Origin of the sequence: Streptomyces sp. STR69 (assembly GCF_024519455.1) — a bacterium.
Classification (GTDB): Bacteria; Actinomycetota; Actinomycetes; order Streptomycetales; family Streptomycetaceae; genus Streptomyces.
In genome coordinates this window covers 771,431-790,075 of sequence record NZ_JALJRY010000001.1, presented here as the reverse complement: position 1 = coordinate 790,075, position 18,645 = coordinate 771,431, and the positions used below count along the sequence as shown (strand labels likewise).

General features: G+C 67.1%; 21 protein-coding genes. 16 read left to right on the top strand and 5 right to left on the bottom strand.

Annotated elements, in window-relative coordinates; translation table 11 throughout:
- From OC490_RS03710 to OC490_RS03695, 4 genes are all read left to right on the top strand, one after another.
- Positions 1-1,189, top strand: a 1,189-nt coding sequence (locus tag OC490_RS03710) for a DddA-like double-stranded DNA deaminase toxin (RefSeq protein ID WP_262056268.1), incomplete at its 5' end; no start/stop codon positions are given.
- A 30-nt stretch (positions 1,190-1,219) separates the two neighbouring features.
- The gene (locus OC490_RS03705) at positions 1,220-1,780 is read left to right on the top strand and encodes an Imm1 family immunity protein (RefSeq protein WP_262056267.1); all 561 of its coding nucleotides are present in this window, start codon (positions 1,220-1,222) and stop codon (positions 1,778-1,780) included.
- A 250-nt stretch (positions 1,781-2,030) separates the two neighbouring features.
- Positions 2,031-2,393, top strand: a complete 363-nt coding sequence (locus OC490_RS03700) for a hypothetical protein (RefSeq protein WP_262056266.1) — start codon at positions 2,031-2,033, stop codon at positions 2,391-2,393.
- 249 nt (positions 2,394-2,642) lie between these two features.
- Complete coding sequence (locus OC490_RS03695; protein WP_262056265.1) at positions 2,643-3,440, top strand: hypothetical protein; 798 nt, start codon at positions 2,643-2,645, stop codon at positions 3,438-3,440.
- 216 nt (positions 3,441-3,656) lie between these two features.
- Here OC490_RS03695 and OC490_RS03690 read toward each other — a convergent pair whose 3' ends face one another.
- Positions 3,657-4,406 carry a hypothetical protein gene (locus tag OC490_RS03690; protein WP_262056264.1) on the bottom strand — a complete coding sequence of 250 codons (750 nt, stop codon included), beginning with the start codon at positions 4,404-4,406 and terminating at the stop codon, positions 3,657-3,659.
- A 346-nt stretch (positions 4,407-4,752) separates the two neighbouring features.
- Here OC490_RS03690 and OC490_RS03685 point away from each other — a divergent pair, with 346 nt between their 5' ends.
- Positions 4,753-4,917, top strand: a complete 165-nt coding sequence (locus OC490_RS03685; RefSeq protein WP_262056263.1) for a hypothetical protein — start codon at positions 4,753-4,755, stop codon at positions 4,915-4,917.
- A gap of 72 nt (positions 4,918-4,989) precedes the next feature.
- A complete protein-coding gene (locus OC490_RS03680) occupies positions 4,990-6,021 on the top strand; it encodes a hypothetical protein (RefSeq protein WP_262056262.1) in 1,032 nt (343 codons plus the stop codon).
- A 165-nt stretch (positions 6,022-6,186) separates the two neighbouring features.
- On the opposite strand, the gene OC490_RS03675 is transcribed toward OC490_RS03680, so the two are convergent.
- Together OC490_RS03675 and OC490_RS03670 are read right to left on the bottom strand one after the other, a co-directional pair.
- Entirely contained in the window at positions 6,187-6,393 is a 207-nt protein-coding gene (locus OC490_RS03675; protein WP_262056261.1) for a DUF397 domain-containing protein, read from the bottom strand.
- Positions 6,394-6,402: 9 nt separating this feature from the next.
- The gene (locus OC490_RS03670) at positions 6,403-7,239 is read right to left on the bottom strand and encodes a helix-turn-helix domain-containing protein (protein ID WP_262056260.1); all 837 of its coding nucleotides are present in this window, start codon (positions 7,237-7,239) and stop codon (positions 6,403-6,405) included.
- Positions 7,240-7,415: 176 nt separating this feature from the next.
- Here OC490_RS03670 and OC490_RS03665 point away from each other — a divergent pair, with 176 nt between their 5' ends.
- Positions 7,416-7,850, top strand: a complete 435-nt coding sequence (locus OC490_RS03665) for an ATP-binding protein (protein ID WP_262056259.1) — start codon at positions 7,416-7,418, stop codon at positions 7,848-7,850.
- 9 nt (positions 7,851-7,859) lie between these two features.
- Here the strand turns inward: OC490_RS03665 and OC490_RS03660 are convergent, their stop codons facing one another.
- Positions 7,860-8,303, bottom strand: coding sequence for a hypothetical protein (locus OC490_RS03660; RefSeq protein WP_019066668.1), 444 nt, complete (start codon positions 8,301-8,303; stop codon positions 7,860-7,862).
- 187 nt (positions 8,304-8,490) lie between these two features.
- Between OC490_RS03660 and OC490_RS03655 the strand changes: the two genes are divergently transcribed.
- Complete coding sequence (locus OC490_RS03655; protein WP_262056258.1) at positions 8,491-9,456, top strand: hypothetical protein; 966 nt, start codon at positions 8,491-8,493, stop codon at positions 9,454-9,456.
- Positions 9,453-11,225: an insulinase family protein gene (locus OC490_RS03650; RefSeq protein WP_262056257.1), complete on the top strand. Its 1,773-nt coding sequence runs from the start codon at positions 9,453-9,455 to the stop codon at positions 11,223-11,225. Before OC490_RS03655 ends, OC490_RS03650 begins: the two co-directional genes overlap by 4 nt.
- A gap of 73 nt (positions 11,226-11,298) precedes the next feature.
- Here the strand turns inward: OC490_RS03650 and OC490_RS03645 are convergent, their stop codons facing one another.
- Positions 11,299-11,655, bottom strand: a complete 357-nt coding sequence (locus OC490_RS03645) for a hypothetical protein (protein WP_262056256.1) — start codon at positions 11,653-11,655, stop codon at positions 11,299-11,301.
- A 411-nt stretch (positions 11,656-12,066) separates the two neighbouring features.
- Between OC490_RS03645 and OC490_RS03640 the strand changes: the two genes are divergently transcribed.
- The 7 genes from OC490_RS03640 to OC490_RS03610 all read left to right on the top strand — a co-directional run bounded on the left by OC490_RS03640 (position 12,067) and on the right by OC490_RS03610 (position 18,591).
- Positions 12,067-12,894 (top strand): glycoside hydrolase domain-containing protein, encoded by an 828-nt coding sequence (locus OC490_RS03640; RefSeq protein WP_262056255.1) that lies wholly within the window; start codon positions 12,067-12,069, stop codon positions 12,892-12,894.
- 78 nt (positions 12,895-12,972) lie between these two features.
- Complete coding sequence (locus OC490_RS03635; protein WP_262056324.1) at positions 12,973-13,347, top strand: hypothetical protein; 375 nt, start codon at positions 12,973-12,975, stop codon at positions 13,345-13,347.
- 6 nt (positions 13,348-13,353) lie between these two features.
- Positions 13,354-14,001: a hypothetical protein gene (locus tag OC490_RS03630; protein WP_262056254.1), complete on the top strand. Its 648-nt coding sequence runs from the start codon at positions 13,354-13,356 to the stop codon at positions 13,999-14,001.
- A 145-nt stretch (positions 14,002-14,146) separates the two neighbouring features.
- Positions 14,147-14,794, top strand: coding sequence for a SurA N-terminal domain-containing protein (locus OC490_RS03625; protein WP_262056253.1), 648 nt, complete (start codon positions 14,147-14,149; stop codon positions 14,792-14,794).
- Positions 14,795-14,913: 119 nt separating this feature from the next.
- Complete coding sequence (locus OC490_RS03620; RefSeq protein WP_262056252.1) at positions 14,914-15,930, top strand: nucleoside triphosphate pyrophosphohydrolase; 1,017 nt, start codon at positions 14,914-14,916, stop codon at positions 15,928-15,930.
- 159 nt (positions 15,931-16,089) lie between these two features.
- The gene (locus tag OC490_RS03615) at positions 16,090-17,394 is read left to right on the top strand and encodes a cytochrome P450 family protein (protein WP_262056251.1); all 1,305 of its coding nucleotides are present in this window, start codon (positions 16,090-16,092) and stop codon (positions 17,392-17,394) included.
- Between the two features lie 189 nt (positions 17,395-17,583).
- Positions 17,584-18,591 (top strand): LysM peptidoglycan-binding domain-containing protein, encoded by a 1,008-nt coding sequence (locus tag OC490_RS03610; protein WP_262056250.1) that lies wholly within the window; start codon positions 17,584-17,586, stop codon positions 18,589-18,591.
- The last annotated feature ends 54 nt before the right edge of the window (positions 18,592-18,645 follow it).

Here is an 18,645-nt window from a genome sequence, read left to right as displayed (position 1 = left end):
GACTGAAGCCGGGGACGCCGGGGCTGCGGATGCCACGGATGAGGCGGCTTCTGCGACGGAGTCTGAGGGGGCGGGAACCAACTCGCAGTCGAAGTCTGGAACTTGCCCGACCCACAGTTTCACCGGTTCGACGCGGGTGTTGATGGCCAGCGGCTCTACGAAGGCGATCGACCAGGTGCGGGTGGGCGACACGATCGCCAACTCGGTACCGGGCGAGGCGGGTACGGAGGCCCACAAGGTCACCGCGGTGATTGTGACGCACACGGACCACGACTTCGTTGACCTGACGATCAAGGCGACGGGCGAGGCTGCTGCGAAGCAGGGCGTGAAGGTAGGGGCGAAGTCCCTGGCGAAGAAGGTCGCCCGCAAGGCGGCGTTCGGCCTGGCGGCGTCGGCAGCGGTACTGGGAGCACTGGGCGCGAGCCACGGCCACGGCGCTGATCAGGTGTCGGCGGCCAAGACGGTCGCAGCGGTCTCCTCGGCAACGCCTGGGGAGAGCGCCAAGACTGCCGAGGACGCGTCTGACGCGCAGGGCGCGCACCTGACGACGACCTTCCACCACCCCTTCTACGACGAGACCCAGTCGGCATTCGTCGAGGGCAAGGACCTGAAGGCCGGCGACGTCCTCCAGACTCCGACCGGGACGGCCGAGGTAACCGGCGTTCGGCTTTACCACGCGAACACCACGACTTACGACCTGACCATCGGCAGCCTCCACACCTACTATGTGGAGGCTGGGACCACGCCGGTCCTGGTGCACAACTGCGGCACGGAAAGTGTGGCAGCGGACCTTGCTGAGACGTCGTATGACGGCAAGACCGTGGGACAGGCCGTGCGGATCAATTCTGACGGCAGCGCTACCAAGTTGGGGAAGCCGCTTATTAGTGGGCGGAGTGCTCTTGCTGAGAAGGCCAACCGCGCTCTTGAAGAGGCTGGCGTCAAGATGCCTTCCAATGGAAGATTTCCAGCTGCAGAGCACCCGGATACCCAATTTGCTTGCTTGATGAGGGAGAGTAAGAGCGGAATCACTTCAGCAGACATTGTAATAACCAAGGTGGGCGGGGCATGTGAGGGTGACTACTCGTGCTCGGTAGCAATACCGAAACTTTTGCCCAAGGGATCGACGCTGAGAGTGCATTCTCCGCTTGAGGGAGGCGGAATGTGCGTGCAGGAGTTCGTCGGCCAGTGATTGGCAGTCGAGAATGAAGGAAGATTTTCCGTGGTATTGAATGTTCTATTCTCCAAGGAATGGCGTCACGCCGAGAGTGAAGTAGATCGCTCCCGCCTGGTCGCTGAGGTGATGGAGAACCTGAGGTTCGAAGACTCGTCGAGCAAGTGGGTGTCACCTGGCGAGGATGCATGGTTCTGTTTTTCGGATCATCGTTTCGAAAGTGTGACGGTCCAAAATAATCCGAATACATACCTGCGGGTTGCTGTAAACAGGCCGACGGGCTACGGGGCCTTGATGTGGTTTGCCACAGATCGGCGCACCGGAAGGTCTGAAATATTTGACTACACCTGGCTTTCAGACAACCCGGAGCCGCCAGATTTTGATCCGCGGGTGGTTGCAGATCCGGGTTATCCGCTGTTCCATCACCCTAGGAGCACTATCCCGCTCGACAGCGTTCGGCTGGTGTTGGAGGAGTTTTGCCGAACAAGCAGTGGAGAAAGGCCGCAGTGCATTCAATGGGTCCAGGGCGAATTGAACGGTCAGCGACTGGGGGAAGAGCCTGTCGTGGACTTCGTCGACACCTCTGATGTAACGGATCCGTGGGCGTGAGGTAGAGCCACGAACTGCGAGGAGGCTGAGAGATGCCAAGCCCACGCCGATTTCATCCGAGGCATGATGCGCGGAATCAAAGCAGTATTCAGGGATGAGCATGTCGAGAATGCTGCCCTCCTCGATAGCCCGGAGAATATTGACGTGTTGATTGATGCGCGACCAGAATGTAGGGTGACGATATATGGTTCCTCAGGTCGGTGACGAAATCATCGTGTCTTGTGAGTCGGCGAGGGCTCAAGTAGTCTCCGTGGGTGCAGGTCAGATCACCCTTGAATGGCCATGGGGGGTGATCGATAACTCCTCGAATTTCCGATGGGACGGAAAATTCTCTTTGCCGATTGACGATTCGCGTTCTGAATGGATGCCGTATCTAGTTGAACCAGCAGTTAGCGAGCTCCACCCAGGGGATATCTGTACTGTTTCTATCCCACCGGCACGGCTTTATGTTGAGCATTACGAGGAATATAATCCCCCGCGCGATCTCGGCTGGTCTCCCGCACCCACTGCGGGAATGTATGTGGTTCCGCCAGAAAAGATTGATCAAGAGGATGCGGGATTCTTTCTTTATCTGGGAGGTGCTGAACCTATTCACGTTGAGGCAATTGAGTAGGCGAGGTACATACCCAATCGTTCTTACGTACCACTGATCTGGTGTTTATGATGCCGCGTTGGTTCCTGTCCGGGGTGAACGGCCTGATCCGGTGCAGATCATCGCCAGGTCGGGCACGGGCTAGGCTGTTGAAGATCCGGAGTGAGCAGTCCAAGCGCGGATGTCCCTCGCCGTCAAGGCAAGGTGGGAATTCGGTCGTATCGAGGGCGTATCCTCATCGATGACATTGGTGAACAGGTGACAAGCCGAATGATCTTCGGCTTCGCCGCATGGGCCGAGCCCAGCTCTCTCCGGACATTGTTATTTCGTGGTAGTGATCTCAGGCCTCGATTTCTTGACGATAGCGGATGCCTGGCGAGTGGAGTGGTGGGTCAGTTGGACTGGCATGAGGATAATGCGCTGTCGGCTCAGCTCAGTGTCATGTCGCGAAGGCAGCGCAATCAGGCTGCCTATCTTGCTCTGCACAGACTGCAGGCACCGCTTCTCAGGATCGCTATGCCGGGGGAATGGGGAGTGGACCCTGCGGCTGTCGATTCTCTGATCCAAAATGGCCAGGCGCAGATGGATGGGGAGACTAATAGAGGACTGCAGCAGGCCGTCATCGAACTCTGCTCTGCACCATTGTTCGAGTCTGAGATTGAGCCGGAATTCGCTGAGAGCTTCCAGTTGGAGGCCATCAATGGTTGGCTCATGCTTGCGGAAGCGTTGGGAGAGCTGAGCGAGGCACAGACCGGTAGAATCATCCACCTTGCTCGCGAGCTGGCCGACTACCTCGACAAGTACATGAAGAGCTCACTCACTCTGGTGAAGGGAGAAGGAGATCGTGAGCGCTACCTTGACAGTGTTGGCGGGTATCTCCGTTCGTATGATTTGGGATATTTCGGCACGAGAAATCTAGAAATTGAAGGTGCCTGCCATGAAGCAATCCTGGCCGCTCTAGGGCACGATGAGCTGATCACCTCGAGGGTGGGCCATCAGTTGTTGGATCGCTGCGACGAATACAGTAATCAGCTGGCCTCGGCTCTCATGGCATTCTTGATGGACTAGTTGTGGAGCGTGCGGGATATTTTCCTGAGGCTTGTCCGGTGAATTCAGATGAAATATTTGAGCATGGGTCATTGTGGTAATCGACTTGCCCGGAAGGCTTGGACCAGGTCGAGCCCGAATGTCGTGGCCGAAGGGGCAGTTCGAGATGACCTGCCATGTATGGTCGGCCGCACCGAGGCAGGATGGGTCCCGGTGCGGGCCGGATCGGGATCTGCGTCAGGTTCGGGAGAGGGCCTTGGTGCCGGAGAGGAGGGGGATGAGGGTGAAGTTGCCGTCGCCGGTGCCGCAGGTCGGGGTGGTGTCGGCGGTGTTGGAGACCTTGGTCCCGGTGGCGAAACGGCCGTCGCGGGTTGTCGGCACCACCGTGGTGAAGTGGTCGTTGAACGGGCTTTGGCCGTAGTAGTAGACGCACTGCTGGAGGTTGACGTACTGCCCGGCGGTGAGGTCGAGGGCCTTGACGTCGGAGAGCAGGGGGACGAGGTGGTGCTGGACTTGTCCCGGGCCGCAGTTGGGGGCTGTGTCGGGGGTGTTGGAGACGTTCGAGTGTGCGGCGAACTCGGGGGCCCCGACGTTCGCGACCGTTGTGATGTGGTCGTGCTGGGCGTCGGAGTAGTAGACGCACTGGTGGAGATTCAGATAGCGGGCGGCGCTGAGGTCGAGCGACTGGACGCCTGCCCATGGGGACGACGGTTTGAAGTTTCCGTCACCCGCGCCGCAGGAGCGGCTCGTCTCGGCGGTGTTGGAGGTGTTCGTGCCGGTCGTGAAGCGGCCGTCGCGGCTCGGCACCGCGGTGGTGAAGTAGTCGACGACCTGGGCGGGCATGTACACGCACTGGTGCAGGTTCAGGTAGCGGCCGGCCTGCGGAGCCCGGGCGTCGGCGCTGGCCGTCGAAGTCGGTGACATGAACAGTGCGGTGGCAGCGGCTGCGGCGGCGAGCCATGTCCTGACCCGTCCCTTGTGGCGCACAGGTGTCCCCTTTCTGGGGTTCGAGCTGGAGGCTGCGTGATCTTGCGCGGGCTCAGCTCAGCACGTGTGCACGGGTATCGACCGTGTGTCCTGGCTCCAATCCACCTGAAGGTGTGGAGTGCTCTTTAGCTTCCTTCACGGCTGGACCTGTGGTCTTGTCGGGTATGGGGCGAGTCTTCGCTGGCCGTTGGCAAAGCGGGCGCGAGGGGATGTTCTGTCTCAGAGGGGCGGGGCGGGAAAGTGCGACACTCTGCGGGGGAGCGTCACACTTCTTTTGGGAGGGTCCCCTCCGAGGGGGATCAGCCAAGGGGGGGCGCGCAGAGAGCATCCGGCCTACCAGCAGATCATGGCGGTCTTCGCTGCGGCCAATGCCGCGCTGCGGGCGCGGGCTGTGTGTGAGGCGATGGGCGTGGAGATCACGACCGACAGCATCAACACCGTCGGCCTGCAGCTCAAGCGGCTCGCCGAGCAGGGAATCCTGGCCGAGACCGAGCAGGGGCTGTTCCCCTGACACCGCCAGCGCGGGCGTGTAGTTGCCGGGGGGTTCGGTGACCAGGGATGTCAGGCTTCTAAGGTCGGGTCCATGCCGAGGACTACGCCCCCACGCCCCCTCGACGTCGAGGCGCTCTTCCCGGAACTGGCTGCCTTTCGAGGGACGACAACACGGCTCCATCCGCGGCCGGGCCGTCCAGACCATTCGGCCAGTTCCGTGGGCGGTCCCATGTTGTGGTTGACGCACGAACCGTGGCCGGTGTGCGGTGAGGCCCACGGCCGTGGGCGTGGCCGACGACCGGCCGACATCCACTGCTATAGACAGGTTCTGGCTTCCGTGTGGACCCGCGAGCAGGTTCCCGGCCCGACGGACGAGGAACGGGAGCTCCTGGGCGAGCTGCACAGGGAGCACCGGGTCCCCAGGGCATCCGAGACCGACCCGCTGCCGATGATCGGCCTCGCGCAGATATACCGACGGGATGTGCCCGACCTGCCGGCGGGGCCGGGCGACTGCGATCTGCTTCAAGTGTTCTGGTGTCCCTTCAACGCGCACGGCCCGGGCCGCTATGACCTGGAGCTTCACCTGCGCTGGCGGCGGTCGTGGCAGGTCGGCGAGGTGCTGACCGCGCCGCCGCAGCCGCTGGTCGTCGGGTCCGACGGCTTCGTGCCCGAGCCCTGCGTGCTGCATCCGGAGCAGGTGGTCACCTACCCGTTTGCCGGCCTTCTGCCCGAGGAACTGTGCGCCCGGATCGACGCGTGGGAGGAAGCCCTCGAAGAGGAAGCCGAGCAGACGGCGGACGAAAGCAGGGCAGAGCCGCTCGGCTACCAGTACGACCTGTCCATCCCGCCCGGCTGGCGTGTGGGCGGCTTCGCCTCCTGGCACGCGACAGACCCGTATCCCATGGACTGTCTGACCTGCACGACACCGATGCACCTACTGCTGACCATCGACAGCTCGGAATGGGACGGCGGCAGCGGCAGCTGGAAACCACTGGAGGACCAGAGCCACCCCACTCACCGTTGCGCCACTCCCACGGAGGTCACTGTGGGCCGTTGGGGTGAGCTCAACGTGTTCGCCTGTCCCAACAAGCCCGAGCACCCGCATCGCTGGAGCATCCAGTAATTTGTCGTGCCCCACCGAGGAGAAGGATCCGGCAGAGCGTTGCCCGTCGTCACCGGCCGTGATGAGTGCGTGGACGAAGGAAACTACGCACAACTGACCGAGTTCGGCCGCGATTTCCGAGCACTCGTCTCGGTGATTCGCCTGGCGCGTGTGTGGGAAGCTCGCTTACGTCGCGGCGCGCAGGCGCCCAGCGTCCGTCTTGAGGGTTTCGACGAAGGCCTGGAACGATCCACCGGGGAAGGTGAGGATGGCCCTGGCCGGCGCCTTCGAGTCGCGTATGGATACGTGTGTGTACGTGGGGGAAGTCGCGATCTCCACGCACTCGTTGCCGTCGCCCGGACCCGAGTAGGACGACTTCCTCCAGTTGTCCATGGGGGTACCTCACAGCTCCTGAGCCAGTGCGCGGATGAAGTCACGTGATTGTTCGGGTTCGAGTGATGCGCTCTCTACCTTACGGAAGGCTGTTCGATAGGTGTTGAGCTGCGCCTCGGAGTTGATGAGGACCGAGCCGTGGGGTGCGTCGCGCACGACTGTGTCCAGTCTGGGTACGGAACCGCCCACGTACGTCATCGTGCTCGCCGCGCTGGCGAAGCCGTCCAGGTCGAAGGGGATGACGCGCAGGGTGATGTGGTCCGCTTCCGAGAATTCGAGGAGCTGGGCGAATTGAGCCTTAGAGGTGGCTCGGTCGCCGACCCTGATCCGAAGCGCCGCCTCATGGATCACCGCCTCATAGGGGACGGTGATGTCCTGGCGCGCCTTTCGGTGTCGGATGCGCAACTCAAGTTCCTCGTGGGTGAGTTCGGGCAGCCTGGAGGAGAAGACGGCGCGTGCATAGTCCTCGGTCTGTAGGAGGCCGGGTACGTACAGGATGGCCACGTGGCGCTGGAACCGGGCGTGGTGCTCCAGCTCCGACAGGTCCAGGAATGACGTGGGCAGCAGACCCCGGTACTCCTCCCACCACCCGCGCGTCCGATCGGTTGCCATCGCGACCAGGGCGTCGATGAACTCCTCGTCCGTGCAGGCGTAGTGGGATGCGAGGCGGCGTACTCGTTCTTCACTCACGCCCACGATTCCGGCTTCGATGTGACTGATCTGGACGCGACCGGCTCCGAGCAGCGCCGCAGCGTCGACGGCGGTGAGTCCCGCCGCCTCGCGGAGTCTGCGCAACTCGATGCCCAGGCGCATCTGTCGTGCCGTTGGTTCGCGCCTCAGGACCATCGATTGCTCCTCCTCGTTCGAGGGCAGATTACGCGATCTGCTTGCCTGGGATGACAGGTTATCCCTACCGTTGGTGATGCAACGCACACGCTGCGGAAGTGCACCACACCGTCATGCCGTGACGGCTGTGGCAGAGCCACCGCGCGAACTTCCCTTCACCTGAACGGAGTTGACCCATGCCCGAAACCGAGCCCGAGATCGAACCCATCGCCCCCGCCCCCTGGGAGTACTCCCTCTCCATCCCCAACGACCCCCGAGCCGTCACCGTAAGCCGCCGCACCCTCCGCCTGATCCTCACCATCCACGGACTCATCGGCCTGGTCGACACCGCCGAACTCCTCGCCGCCGAGCTGGTCTCCAACGCCGTACGGCATACGAAAGGACCCGCCGACCTGCGCGTCCGCTGGGAGGCAGGGGTATTGCGGATCGGCGCCTGGGATGCGGATCCCGAACCCTCGCCCCCATCAAGGCCGTTGGAGCTGATCGCGGACGCCGAAGGCGGCCGGGGCCTCGCGCTGGTCCGAGCCTGTGCCGATCTCTGGGGCTGGCAGCCCTCGGCCCGGCACGGCACGCGCGGCAAATACGTCTGGTGCGAACTGCTCGCCGTGTAGGGACTGGCCTCACCGCGTGACCGGCAACGCCCCCACGAACCGCGGCCCGTCCCCCCGATGCTGCACGGGAAACGTCACCTTCAACCCCTGCTCCTGCCCCGCCACCGACAGCCTCGTGGTGAACTGCAACCCCAGGAACGCCTTCTTCGAACCGCCCGCCGAGACGTACGGACGCGGCAGGTTCAGCATCAACTTGCCTGGTTTTCCACCCCTGTTGCCGTCGAAGAACAGGACTCTCTGGTCGGTCAGGACTATGTACAACGGGCGTGGAGTGACCGTGGCCATCACCGTCCCCGCGCTCAACACCCCCACCACAGCCGCCGTCAGGGCCTGCCTGCGGACGGATACCGAGCCGATCGCGGCCAGGGAAGTGAACTCGACGCGTTCGCCCTGGAGGAGCAACGGGGCTGCCGCTTCGAGGAGTTGGCGGTTTCGGCGGGCGTTCAGGGACATGGCAGGACTCCTGGGAGACGTAAGTACAGATGTGAGTACAGAAAGGTGCGGACGCTATGAGCCCCCGATGAACGGAAGTTGTACGGAAGGTTCGCCAAAGGTCAAGTCAAACCCACGCTCACCCCATGTCTGACCTGCGGATTCCCCGCCACCCGCGATGTCACAGGCCTCGCTTAGTATCCGCCGCATGTCATCCGCCCCCGGAGCCGATCCCGGCCCCGACTTCGAACTCGCCTCCGCCTTTCCGGAGGTCACCTGGTTGCGCCAGGCCGCCGCCGCGGCCGACTGGGCCGCCATCCGGCAGTACCACGACAGCCTGGCGCCCGGTACCGACCGGGCCTTCGTCGTCGGGGTGTTGGCCGAGGACGACGGTTTCGAGCACGCGCTGCGGCGGCAACTGGCCGCTGCACCGCACGACGTTCTCGCACTCACCGTGCTCGCGACCCGGCTCACCGAGGCCGGGTGGGAGATACGGACCGGTGCGCGGGCCAAGGACGTCAGTCGCGAGCAGTTCAAGGCGTTCCACGAACACCTGCGGGAGGCGGAGCAACTCCTCATCCGGGCAACGGCTTTCGACCCGTCCTACGACGCGGCCTGGGCCGCGCGCCTCACCACCGCCCTCGGCTTGTCGCTAGGGATGAACGAGAGCCGGCGCCGCTACAACCGCCTCGCCCGTTACCACCCCCACCACTTCACCGGGCAGGCCCGCCTCCTCCAGAAGCTCTGCCCCAAGTGGGGCGGCACCTGGGAGGAGGCCCACGCCTTCGCGCGCGAGTGTCTACTGACCGCCCCCGAAGGCGCGTTGAACGGCGGGCTCGTCGCCGAGGCGCACATCGAGCACTGGCTCGACCTCGGCGCCGCCGACAAGCGCACCGAATACCTCGCACAACCGCACGTGCACGCCGAACTCGTCGAGGCCGCCCAACGGTCCGTGTTCCACCCGCAGTTCGCGCGGCCGTACGGCTGGGTCACCGTGCAGGGCTGCTTCGCCGCGCTGTTCTCGATGATCGGCGACACCGCGCAGGCCGCCGCGCACTTCCAGGCCCTCGGCAACCTCGCCGCCGAATATCCGTGGAACTACCTCGGGAAGCCCGCCGAGGCGTACGTCCAGCACCGCGACACCGCCAACTCCGCCCTGAGAGGCCGAAGATGAACCCCCAGAACCACCAGGCCCCTCAGGACAGTCGGTTCGCCGCCGCTGACACCACCATGAACGCCATCCACCTCACCGAAGTCGACGGCATACCCACCCTCTTCGCCTACGCCCCCGGCCCCCTCCGCGCCGGACTCGTCTTCCGCGTAGGCACCGCCGACGAGACCCTCGCCCGCGCCGGTGTCACGCACCTCGTCGAACACCTCGCCCTGTACCGCCACGGCCTCGCCGACTACCACTACAACGGCGCGACCAAGGCCGCCTTCACCCACTTCCACGTGGAGGGCGCCGAACACGAGATCGTCGACTACCTCCACGGCGTCTGCGCCTCCCTCGCCGACCTCCCCATGGAACGCCTGGAGACGGAGAAGGAGATCCTGCGGACGGAGGAGTCCCGCCGCGAACCCGGCCAACTCCCCTTGTGGCGCTACGGCGCCCAGGGCTACGGCCTGGTCAGCTACCCGGAGTGGGGGGTCAGGAACCTGCGCCCGGAGGACGTACGACACTGGACGGAGACCTGGTTCACCGGCGGCAACGCCGTGCTGTGGATCGCCGGCGAGCGTTTCCCCGCCGGACTCACGCTCAAGCTGCCCCAGGGCGCCCGCCACCCGCTCCCCGCCGTCACCTCCGCGCTCCCCACCACACCCGCTCACTTCTCCGACGGCCAGGGCGGTGTCCTGCTCGACGCCGTCGTCACCGACACCACGGCCGCCCGCCTCTACGCCGGTGTCCTGGAACGCGAACTCTCCCGCGCCCTGCGCCAGGAGGACGGCAACTCCTACACCGCCGCCACCGACTACACCTCCCGCCGCGACGGCCACGCCCTCCTCACCGCCTTCGCGGACTCCCTGCCCGCCAAACAGGACGCGGTGCTCGGCGGTTTCGTCGACGTCCTCGCCGCGCTCCAGGCCGGCCGCATCGCGCAGGCCGACCTGGAGGCCGTGCGCACGCGTGCCGACGCGGGACTGACGGCGGCCGACGCGGCCGTACGACGGCTGCCCGGGGCGGCGGAGGACCTGCTCGCCGGACGGCCGCCGCGCGGGCTCGACGAACTGCGCCACGAGCTGTGGTCGGTGACGCCCGGTCATCTGCACGCGGTGGCCCTGGAGGCCGCCGGGACCGCGCTGCTGCAGGTGCCCTCGGGGCACAGCGCGGGCTGGGCGGGGTACGCGGAGGCGCCGGTCCGTTCGACCTACGCCGTCACCGGGCGGCGCTTCGACGCGGTGGCCAAGGACGGGTCCGCGCTGGTGGTCGGGGACGACGGGGTCAGCGTGACCGTGCGCGGGCGCGACGGGAGCGACCTCGCGGTGACCGTGCCGTACCGTTCCTGCGCCGCCGTGCTCAGCTGGCCCGACGGCGGCCGACGGCTCATCGGCACCGACGGCCTCGCCGTCACCGTAGAACCAGGGCTCTACGGCGTCGACGCGCACACGATGGCGACCCTCGACGCGGCCGTACCGCCGCACGCGCGCGTGGAGTTGCCGCCGCGGCAGAGCGCCCCGCGCGCGGAGGCACCCGCACCGGCACCGGCCGCCGAGAGCGGCGGCGCCGCGCCCGCCCGGCGCACCGGCGGACAGACCGCCGCGCTGGTCGTCCTCTTCCTGCTGGGCGGGCTGTTCGCCTTCATCGCGCTCGCGACGACGGTCTTCGGCCACGACCCCGACAGCAGCACCGGCGAATGGCTCGGCCTCTCGGGCTTCCTCTGGGCCGTCACCGGACTGATCGTCTGGCCCGCGGTACGGATCCTGCGGCGCACCCGGCGGGCGTGACCTACCGGAGGTACGGGATCTACCGGAGGTAGGGGAGCTACCGGAGGTACGGGATCTACCGGAGATAGGGGAGCTACCGGAGGTACGGGTTCCCCTGTTGCGGGGGCACCGGCATGCCGACGTACAGCTGCTGCCTCGGGGGCGGGGTGTCGAACATCCCGAACAGCAGCAGTCCGGCGGCCATCAGCATGGTCAGTACGACCGCCAGCCCCAGGAACGGGTCGCCGCTGGAGCTGCCGCCGGACGCCGCCCACGGCAGGGTGACGCACTCGTAGAGCGCGAAGGACGCGAACGCGCCCCAGTCCGAACCCCGCCCGCGGCGGATCGCCGCGTACAGGAAGGGCACCCACATCAGGAGGCCGCACGAGCCCCAGGCGAGGAACACCCAGGCGATCCGTTGTCCCCAGCCGGCTTCCAGCCGTTTTGCCATGTCAACCCCCCAAGGTCTGGCCAAGGTTATGGCACGGGCCGTCGCCCGGGGGACGAACGGCCATGTGAACCGTCCCGCAACCCGGCGGACGCCCGCCACGTCCGCGCACTGGTACGGCGTTTGTCCGGTCCGCGTTCCCCGGGACGGGAGTTTTTGCCGTGTCGTGAGGGAATCTTGTGGCGATCGAGAGAATCCGTTTTCCAGGCCGAAGGACACCGTCGATTATCGTGCGATTCGCTGGGGTCCCAAGTCCCGCGCGCGCACGGACAGTTCCGTACCAGGGCCGTACGACCGTAGTCCTACGGCGTCGCCGCGCCGGACCCGCGCAGCTTCCGGGGCCCTCAGGGGGCCGACAGTTTTCCGGCGGACGTCGTACACGTCCGCTTGTCATGAACAGGGGTGGGGTTTTTCGTGTCCGAGCACCGGCAGTCGAAGAAGCGCAGATACATCGCGTGGGGCGTCGCGGGTGCCGCCGTCGTCGCCGGGGGCGGTATCGCCGCGCAGACCTCGATGGCCGCCACGACCTGGCCCGCGCAGAAGACCTACACGGGCCGCGCCTTCGACACCTGCGCCGCGCCCTCCCTGGCCGCGATGAAGGCCTGGCACACGGACGGCTTCTACGGCGGCGCCGCCGTCTACATCGGCGGCAAGAACCGCGGCTGCAGCCAGCCCAACCTCACCGCCTCCTGGGTCAAGTCCCTCAGCACGGTCGGCTGGAAGTTCATCCCGCTCTACGTCGGCTCCCAGCCGTCCTGCGGCTCCGGAGGCTCGGTCAAGATCAGCGCCTCCACCGCCGCTTCCGTCGGCAAGAGCGAGGCGGACGACGCGGTGGCCAAGGCCTCGGCGCTCGGCATGAAGGCCGGCAGCCCGATCTACCTGGACATGGAGTCGTACGACATCACGAACACGTCCTGCAACAACGCCGTGCTGACCTACGTGCGCGCCTTTGACAAGGAACTGCACGCCAAGATCTACCGCACCGGCCTCTACGGCTTCTCCAGCTCCAGCGCCAAGGCCATCGCGACCGCGACCGACAAGACGGACCTGCCGGGCAACCTCTGGTACGCGCTGTGGGACAAGGTCAACACGACGACCTCGGACTGGCCGTGGGGCTCCACCCAGTTCACCAACCACAGCCGCGCCCACCAGTACATGGTCAACAGCAAGGAGACCCACGGCGGTTACACGATCACCGTGGACCGCGACGCGTGGGACGCGCCGGTGGCCATCACCGGCTGAGTGGACGCACGGAGAACCTGCTGAGGGCCGGGTGCTGAAGGCCTGATGGCCGACGGGCGAGGGGTGAGGGCGATGAGGATGTTGAGGGTGCTCAGGGCGTCTGCCGCGCCGGCGCTGCGGACACCGGCGGTGCGCGCCGGGTTCGCCGCGCTGCCGGTCGTCAGTCTGGGCCTGCTGTGTCCCGTCCCGTCCCTCGTCCTCGCCCTGCGCCGCCGCACCCGCGCCGACTGGCTGGCCTTCGCCGGGTTCACCGCGGTCCTCGCGGCCTGGATCACCGAACTCGCGCTGACGCCGGTCGACACGCACGGCGCGCTGTTCGGCGTGGACCTGCTGCTGGTCACGCTCTCGATGGCGGGCGCCTCGGCGCACGCGTGGCGGGTGTGGCCCCGGCGGGCGGGGGACCTGGCGGCAGAACAGGCACGTGGCCCGGTGGTCGAACGGGCCGAGGAGTAGCGGTACATGGGCAAGCAGGTCCGGCAGGTCACGCAGGCGCGTCCGGTCCCGGCGGGGAAAGAGCGACGACTCACGCGCGTGGGGCGTGCCACGGTGGCCGGGCTGCGTGCGCTCGGCGGTCGCAGCATCGCCATGATCGCGACAGCGCTCGCCGTCGTCCTCGCGGTGATCGTGACCGGAATCGTCCTCTCCAGGCACGACACCCGCCCGCCGATCCCCGCCACCCGGGCCCGGCACTACACCGACACCGACGCCTGCCTGCTCACCGACCACCAGGGCATCAACGGGAGCATCGCCGCCACGGTCTGGCGGGGCATGCAGGACGCCTCACTCAGGACGCACACGCGCGTGAGCTACTCCTCGGTGACCGGCGAACAGAGCACCGCGAACGCGCGCCCCTTCCTCAACGCCATGCTCCAGAGCTCCTGCGAGGTCGTCATCGCGGTGGGCGGCGTCGAGGTGAAGGCGGCGCAGGAGACGACGGCGCGCTACGCGAAGGTCGGCTTCGTGCTCGTGGGCAACGGCAGCGGCGGTAGTGGTGACAGCGGCAGCGCGGACAAGACCGTCACGAACGTGTCCTGGGTACCCACCGGCGACGGACTCCGCGAGGAAGTCGCCGCCGCCGTGGAACGAGTGGTGGACGCCCAGCGATAGCGCACGTGTGCGTGCCGGTGCGTGCCGGTGCCCGAAGTCCTGGTGAATCGTTGGTCGAATGGGTTGGCCCCAGGCGACCCACTGCCTAACATCGATCACCGCAAGACTTTGTGCACCGTCGCACAATCTCCAACGGGAGGTTCCCTTGCACCGCCGCCGTCGCACCGCGCTCGTCCTCACCGCCGTGATCGCCGCCGCGGCCCCCGCCCTGACCGCCTGTGGAAGCGAAGCGCATCCCGGCGCGGCTGCCGTCGTCGGCGGGCAGCGCATCACCGTCGCGCAGTTGCAGAGCCGGGTCAACGAGGTGCGCGTGGCGCAGCGGGCGGCCGTCCAGGACCAGGCGCAGTACACCCGGGCCATCGCCACCACCGGCGGCCTCACCCGCGAGACGCTCTACGGCATGGTCTTCGACCAGGTCGTGCACCGCGCCGCACAGGACGCCGACGTCACGGTCACCCGCAAGGACATCCAGGACATGCGGGCCGCCCTCGCCCAGCAGGCTGGCGGCTCCAAGGCCCTGGAGGCGACCTGGCTGGCCCAGTACGCCGTCCCCCCGAAGCGCCTCGACGAGAGCCTCCGCCTCCAGGTGGAGGGCAGCAAACTCGCCGCGAAGCTCGGCACCGACACCAGCCAGCCCGCCTTCTGGAAGGCCCTGTCGACCGCCTCCAAGGAACTCCACGTCGACCTCAACCCGCGCTACGGCACCTGGGACGTGGAGAAGAGCAGCCGCGTCGACGCCAAGACACCGTGGGTCCGCGAGGTCACGGCGGCGCAGACACAGCAGTCGGCGTAACGGTACGGCGCCTCCACGGAGGGGCCGGTCCGGATACGGCGGGCACGGCAGCCGGAGGGCCGTCCACCGGCCTGTGGACATCTCGTGGGGCTGTCGGCGGCGTGGGTTACGTTCGGAGGGTGAACGCAACCAGCCCCGGCCCCGAGAGCACCCCCGCTCCCGCCTCCACCCCCGCTCCCGGCCGCATCGTCCTCCTCACCACCAGCCACCGTGTCGCCCCCGGCCTGTTGTCCTGGCCCGCCTGGGAGGCGTTGCGCACCGCCGACCGTGTGCTGTGCGCGGACGGTACGCATCCGCAGCTGCCGTATCTGAGCGAGGCCGGCATAACCGTCGTCGAGTCGTCCCCGACCGCGGAGGAACTGGTCGCCGCCTGCGAGGGCGGCCACACGGTGGTGATCGTGGCCACGGGCGAGGGCGAACCGGAGCTGACCGACGGCCTGGCCCGCCTCGCCGGCTCCGGCCGCGTCCGGATGCCCGAGCTGGAACTCCTCCCCGCCTCCTACGACCTGCCCGGCGCCCGCCTCCTCGACCTCGTCCAGGTCATGGACCGCATCCGAGTCGAGTGCCCGTGGTCCTCCCAGCAGACGCACAAGGGCCTGGCGAAGTACGGCATCGAGGAGGCGTACGAACTCGTCGAGGCGATCGAGGAGGGCGACCGCGACGAACTGCGCGAGGAACTCGGCGATGTCCTCCTCCAAGTCGTCTTCCACGCCCGCATCGCGGAGGAGGACCCCGACACCCCCTTCTCGATCGACGACGTGGCCGGCGGCATCGTCACCAAACTGATCCACCGCCACCCGCACGTCTTCGGCGACGAGACGGCGTCAACTCCCGAGGAGGTGAAGGCACATTGGCTCCGCACCAAGGCCGAGGAGAAGCGCCGCACCTCCGTCACCGAGGGCGTTCCCATGGGCCAGCCCGGCCTGGCCCTCGCGGCGAAACTCGCATCACGCGTACGCACGGCGGGACTTGAGGTACCGCTCCCGCTTCCGACGGGGGGCGACGGCATCGGGTACGAGCTGCTGGCGCTGGCGGTGCGCGCGGAGGCCGAGGGCGTGGATCCGGAGGCTGCGCTGCGGGCGGCCGGGCGGGCTTATCGGGATGCGATCAAGGGGGTTGAGATCAAGGAGGGTTGAGACCAAGGGGGTGAGGGGAGGGGCAGGGCCAGGGCGTGATGCGGCGGGTTGCCCGGAGTCCTTGGCGGACAACCCGCCGCCCCGAAGGCCCTCGCGGAGCGTGCCCCCGCCCGGAAGGCCCTCGCGGAGCGTGTCCCCGCCCCCGGATACCGTCAAGGAGTGACAGACCAGCCAGCCCAGCCGCACCCCCACCCCTCCGCCGCCCCCGAACTCTTCACCTGGGAGTTCGCCACCAACCCCTACCCCGCCTACGCCTGGCTCCGTGAGCACGCCCCCGTGCACAAGACACGGCTCCCCAGCGGAGTGGAGGCCTGGTTGGTCACCCGGTACGCCGATGCCAAGCAGGCGCTCGCCGACCCGCGGCTGTCCAAGAACCCCGCTCATCACGACGAACCGGCGCACGCCAAGGGCAAGACCGGTATCCCGGGTGAGCGCAAGGCCGAGTTGATGACGCATCTGCTCAACATCGACCCGCCGGACCACACCCGGCTCCGACGGCTGGTCAGCAAGGCGTTCACACCCCGCCGGGTGGCCGAATTCGCGCCCCGGGTGCAGGAGTTGACGGACCATCTCATCGACCGGTTCGCGAGGAGCGGTTCCGCCGACCTCATCCACGACTTCGCCTTCCCGCTCCCCATCTACGCCATCTGCGACCTGCTCGGCGTCCCCCGCGAGGACCAGGACGACTTCCGGGACTGGGCGGGCATGATGATCCGGCACGGCGGCGGGCCGAGAGGCGGAGTCGCGCGGTCCGTGAAGAAGATGCGTGGCTATCTCGCCGACCTCATCCACCGCAAGCGTGCGGCCCTTCCCGACAGCCCGGACCCGCTGCCCGGCGAAGACCTCATCTCCGCCCTCATCCGCGCCTCCGACCAGGGCGAGCACCTCACCGAGAACGAGGCCGCGGCAATGGCCTTCATCCTGCTGTTCGCCGGTTTCGAGACGACCGTCAACCTCATCGGCAACGGCACCTACGCCCTCCTCACCCACCCCGATCAGCGCGCCCGCCTCGAAAAGTCCCTCGCCGCCGGCGAACGCGGCCTCCTCGAAACCGGCGTCGAGGAACTCCTGCGCTACGACGGCCCGGTGGAGCTGGCGACCTGGCGCTTCGCCACCCGCCCCGTCACCCTGGGCGGGCAGGACATCGCGGCCGGCGATCCCGTACTGGTCGTACTGGCCGCGGCGGACCGCGATCCGGAACGGTTCGCCGATCCCGATGTCCTCGACCTCGGACGGCGTGACAATCAACACCTCGGCTACGGCCACGGCATCCACTACTGCCTCGGCGCCCCGCTCGCCCGCCTGGAGGGGCAGACCGCGCTCGCCACCCTCCTCACCCGCCTCCCCGACCTCCAACTCGCGGCGGATCCGGCCGACTTGCGCTGGCGCGGCGGGCTCATCATGCGCGGACTGCGCACCCTGCCAGTGGAGTTCACCCCCGGAGCGACCACACCAAACCCGTAAACCCGGACCGAACGGGCCATCTCGCCCCGTAAACCCGAAGATGACAGTTCCTCAACTCTGTGATCTTCACGTGATCTGCGTGGCATTAACTTGTGACAAGTGATCGACAGCGGCTACGTTCACGTACCAGCGCGGCGCCCCGCAGCACCCGCCGCGCGCTCCCCCCGCCGTCACGCGAAAGGCCTCCGCATGCTCTCCGGGAACGGTCGTCACCGTCGCCCCCGTCAGGCTCCGGCAATCCTCGTCGCGGCCGGGGTGACCGGCTCCGCCATCGCCATCCCCCTCCTCGGCGCCGCCGCCGCGAACGCCGCCGACGGCACCACCTGGGACAAGGTGGCCGAGTGCGAGACGGGCGGCTCCTGGAGCGAGAACAGCGGCAACGGCCACTACGGCGGGCTGCAGCTGACCCAGGACGACTGGAACAAGTACGGCGGCGAGGACTACGCCCCGACGGCCGACCTCGCCAGCCGTTCCCAGCAGATAGCCGTCGCCGAGAAGATCCTCGACGCCAAGGGCACCTCCGCGTGGACCACCTGCGCGCTGGTCTCGGGCCTCACCACCACCTCGGGTGCGGCGGACGTCGACACCGGCGTCACGAGCGACTCGCCGTCGACCGGCGCGACGGACTCCTCGGGTTCTTCGGACTCCTCCGATTCCTCCGACTCTTCCGGTGCCTCCGGATCGTTCGGGTTGTCCAACTCCGGAAACACGGAACCGACCCCCTCCGATTCGTCCGATTCCTCCGGCGGCGACTCGCAGAGCCCCACACCCTCCGCGACGGACAACCCCGCCAAGTCCGACAAGTCCACCATCCCTTCGGCGGACGACGGCTCGGCCACCGCCTCCCCGAAACTCGACGAATCGGACAACTCGGAGCAGGCGGTGGGCAAGTGGAGCCTCGTCGACACCGGTGCGCTCGGTGACTCCGGCGACCAGGGGAGTGACCAGGGGGTCCAGCAGCAGAGCACCGGCAAGCATCGCGGAGCGAGCGCCGAGGAGAGTGGCGAAGAGAGCGCGGTGCCGCAGACGTACACCGTCCGCGCCGGCGACTCCCTCGCGTCCATCGCCGACTCCCTTGGCCTCGACGGCGGATGGCGCGCGCTGTACGCCGAGAACAAAAAGGTGATAGGCGCCGATCCGTCCGCTGTCGTCGCCGGTCAGACCCTGGACGTCAGTGCTGAAACGGGCGGAAAGTAGCAGCAAAACAGCGGGAGTTCGCGTCACGCTTCGCGCTGAATGTCCGCTTTGGTG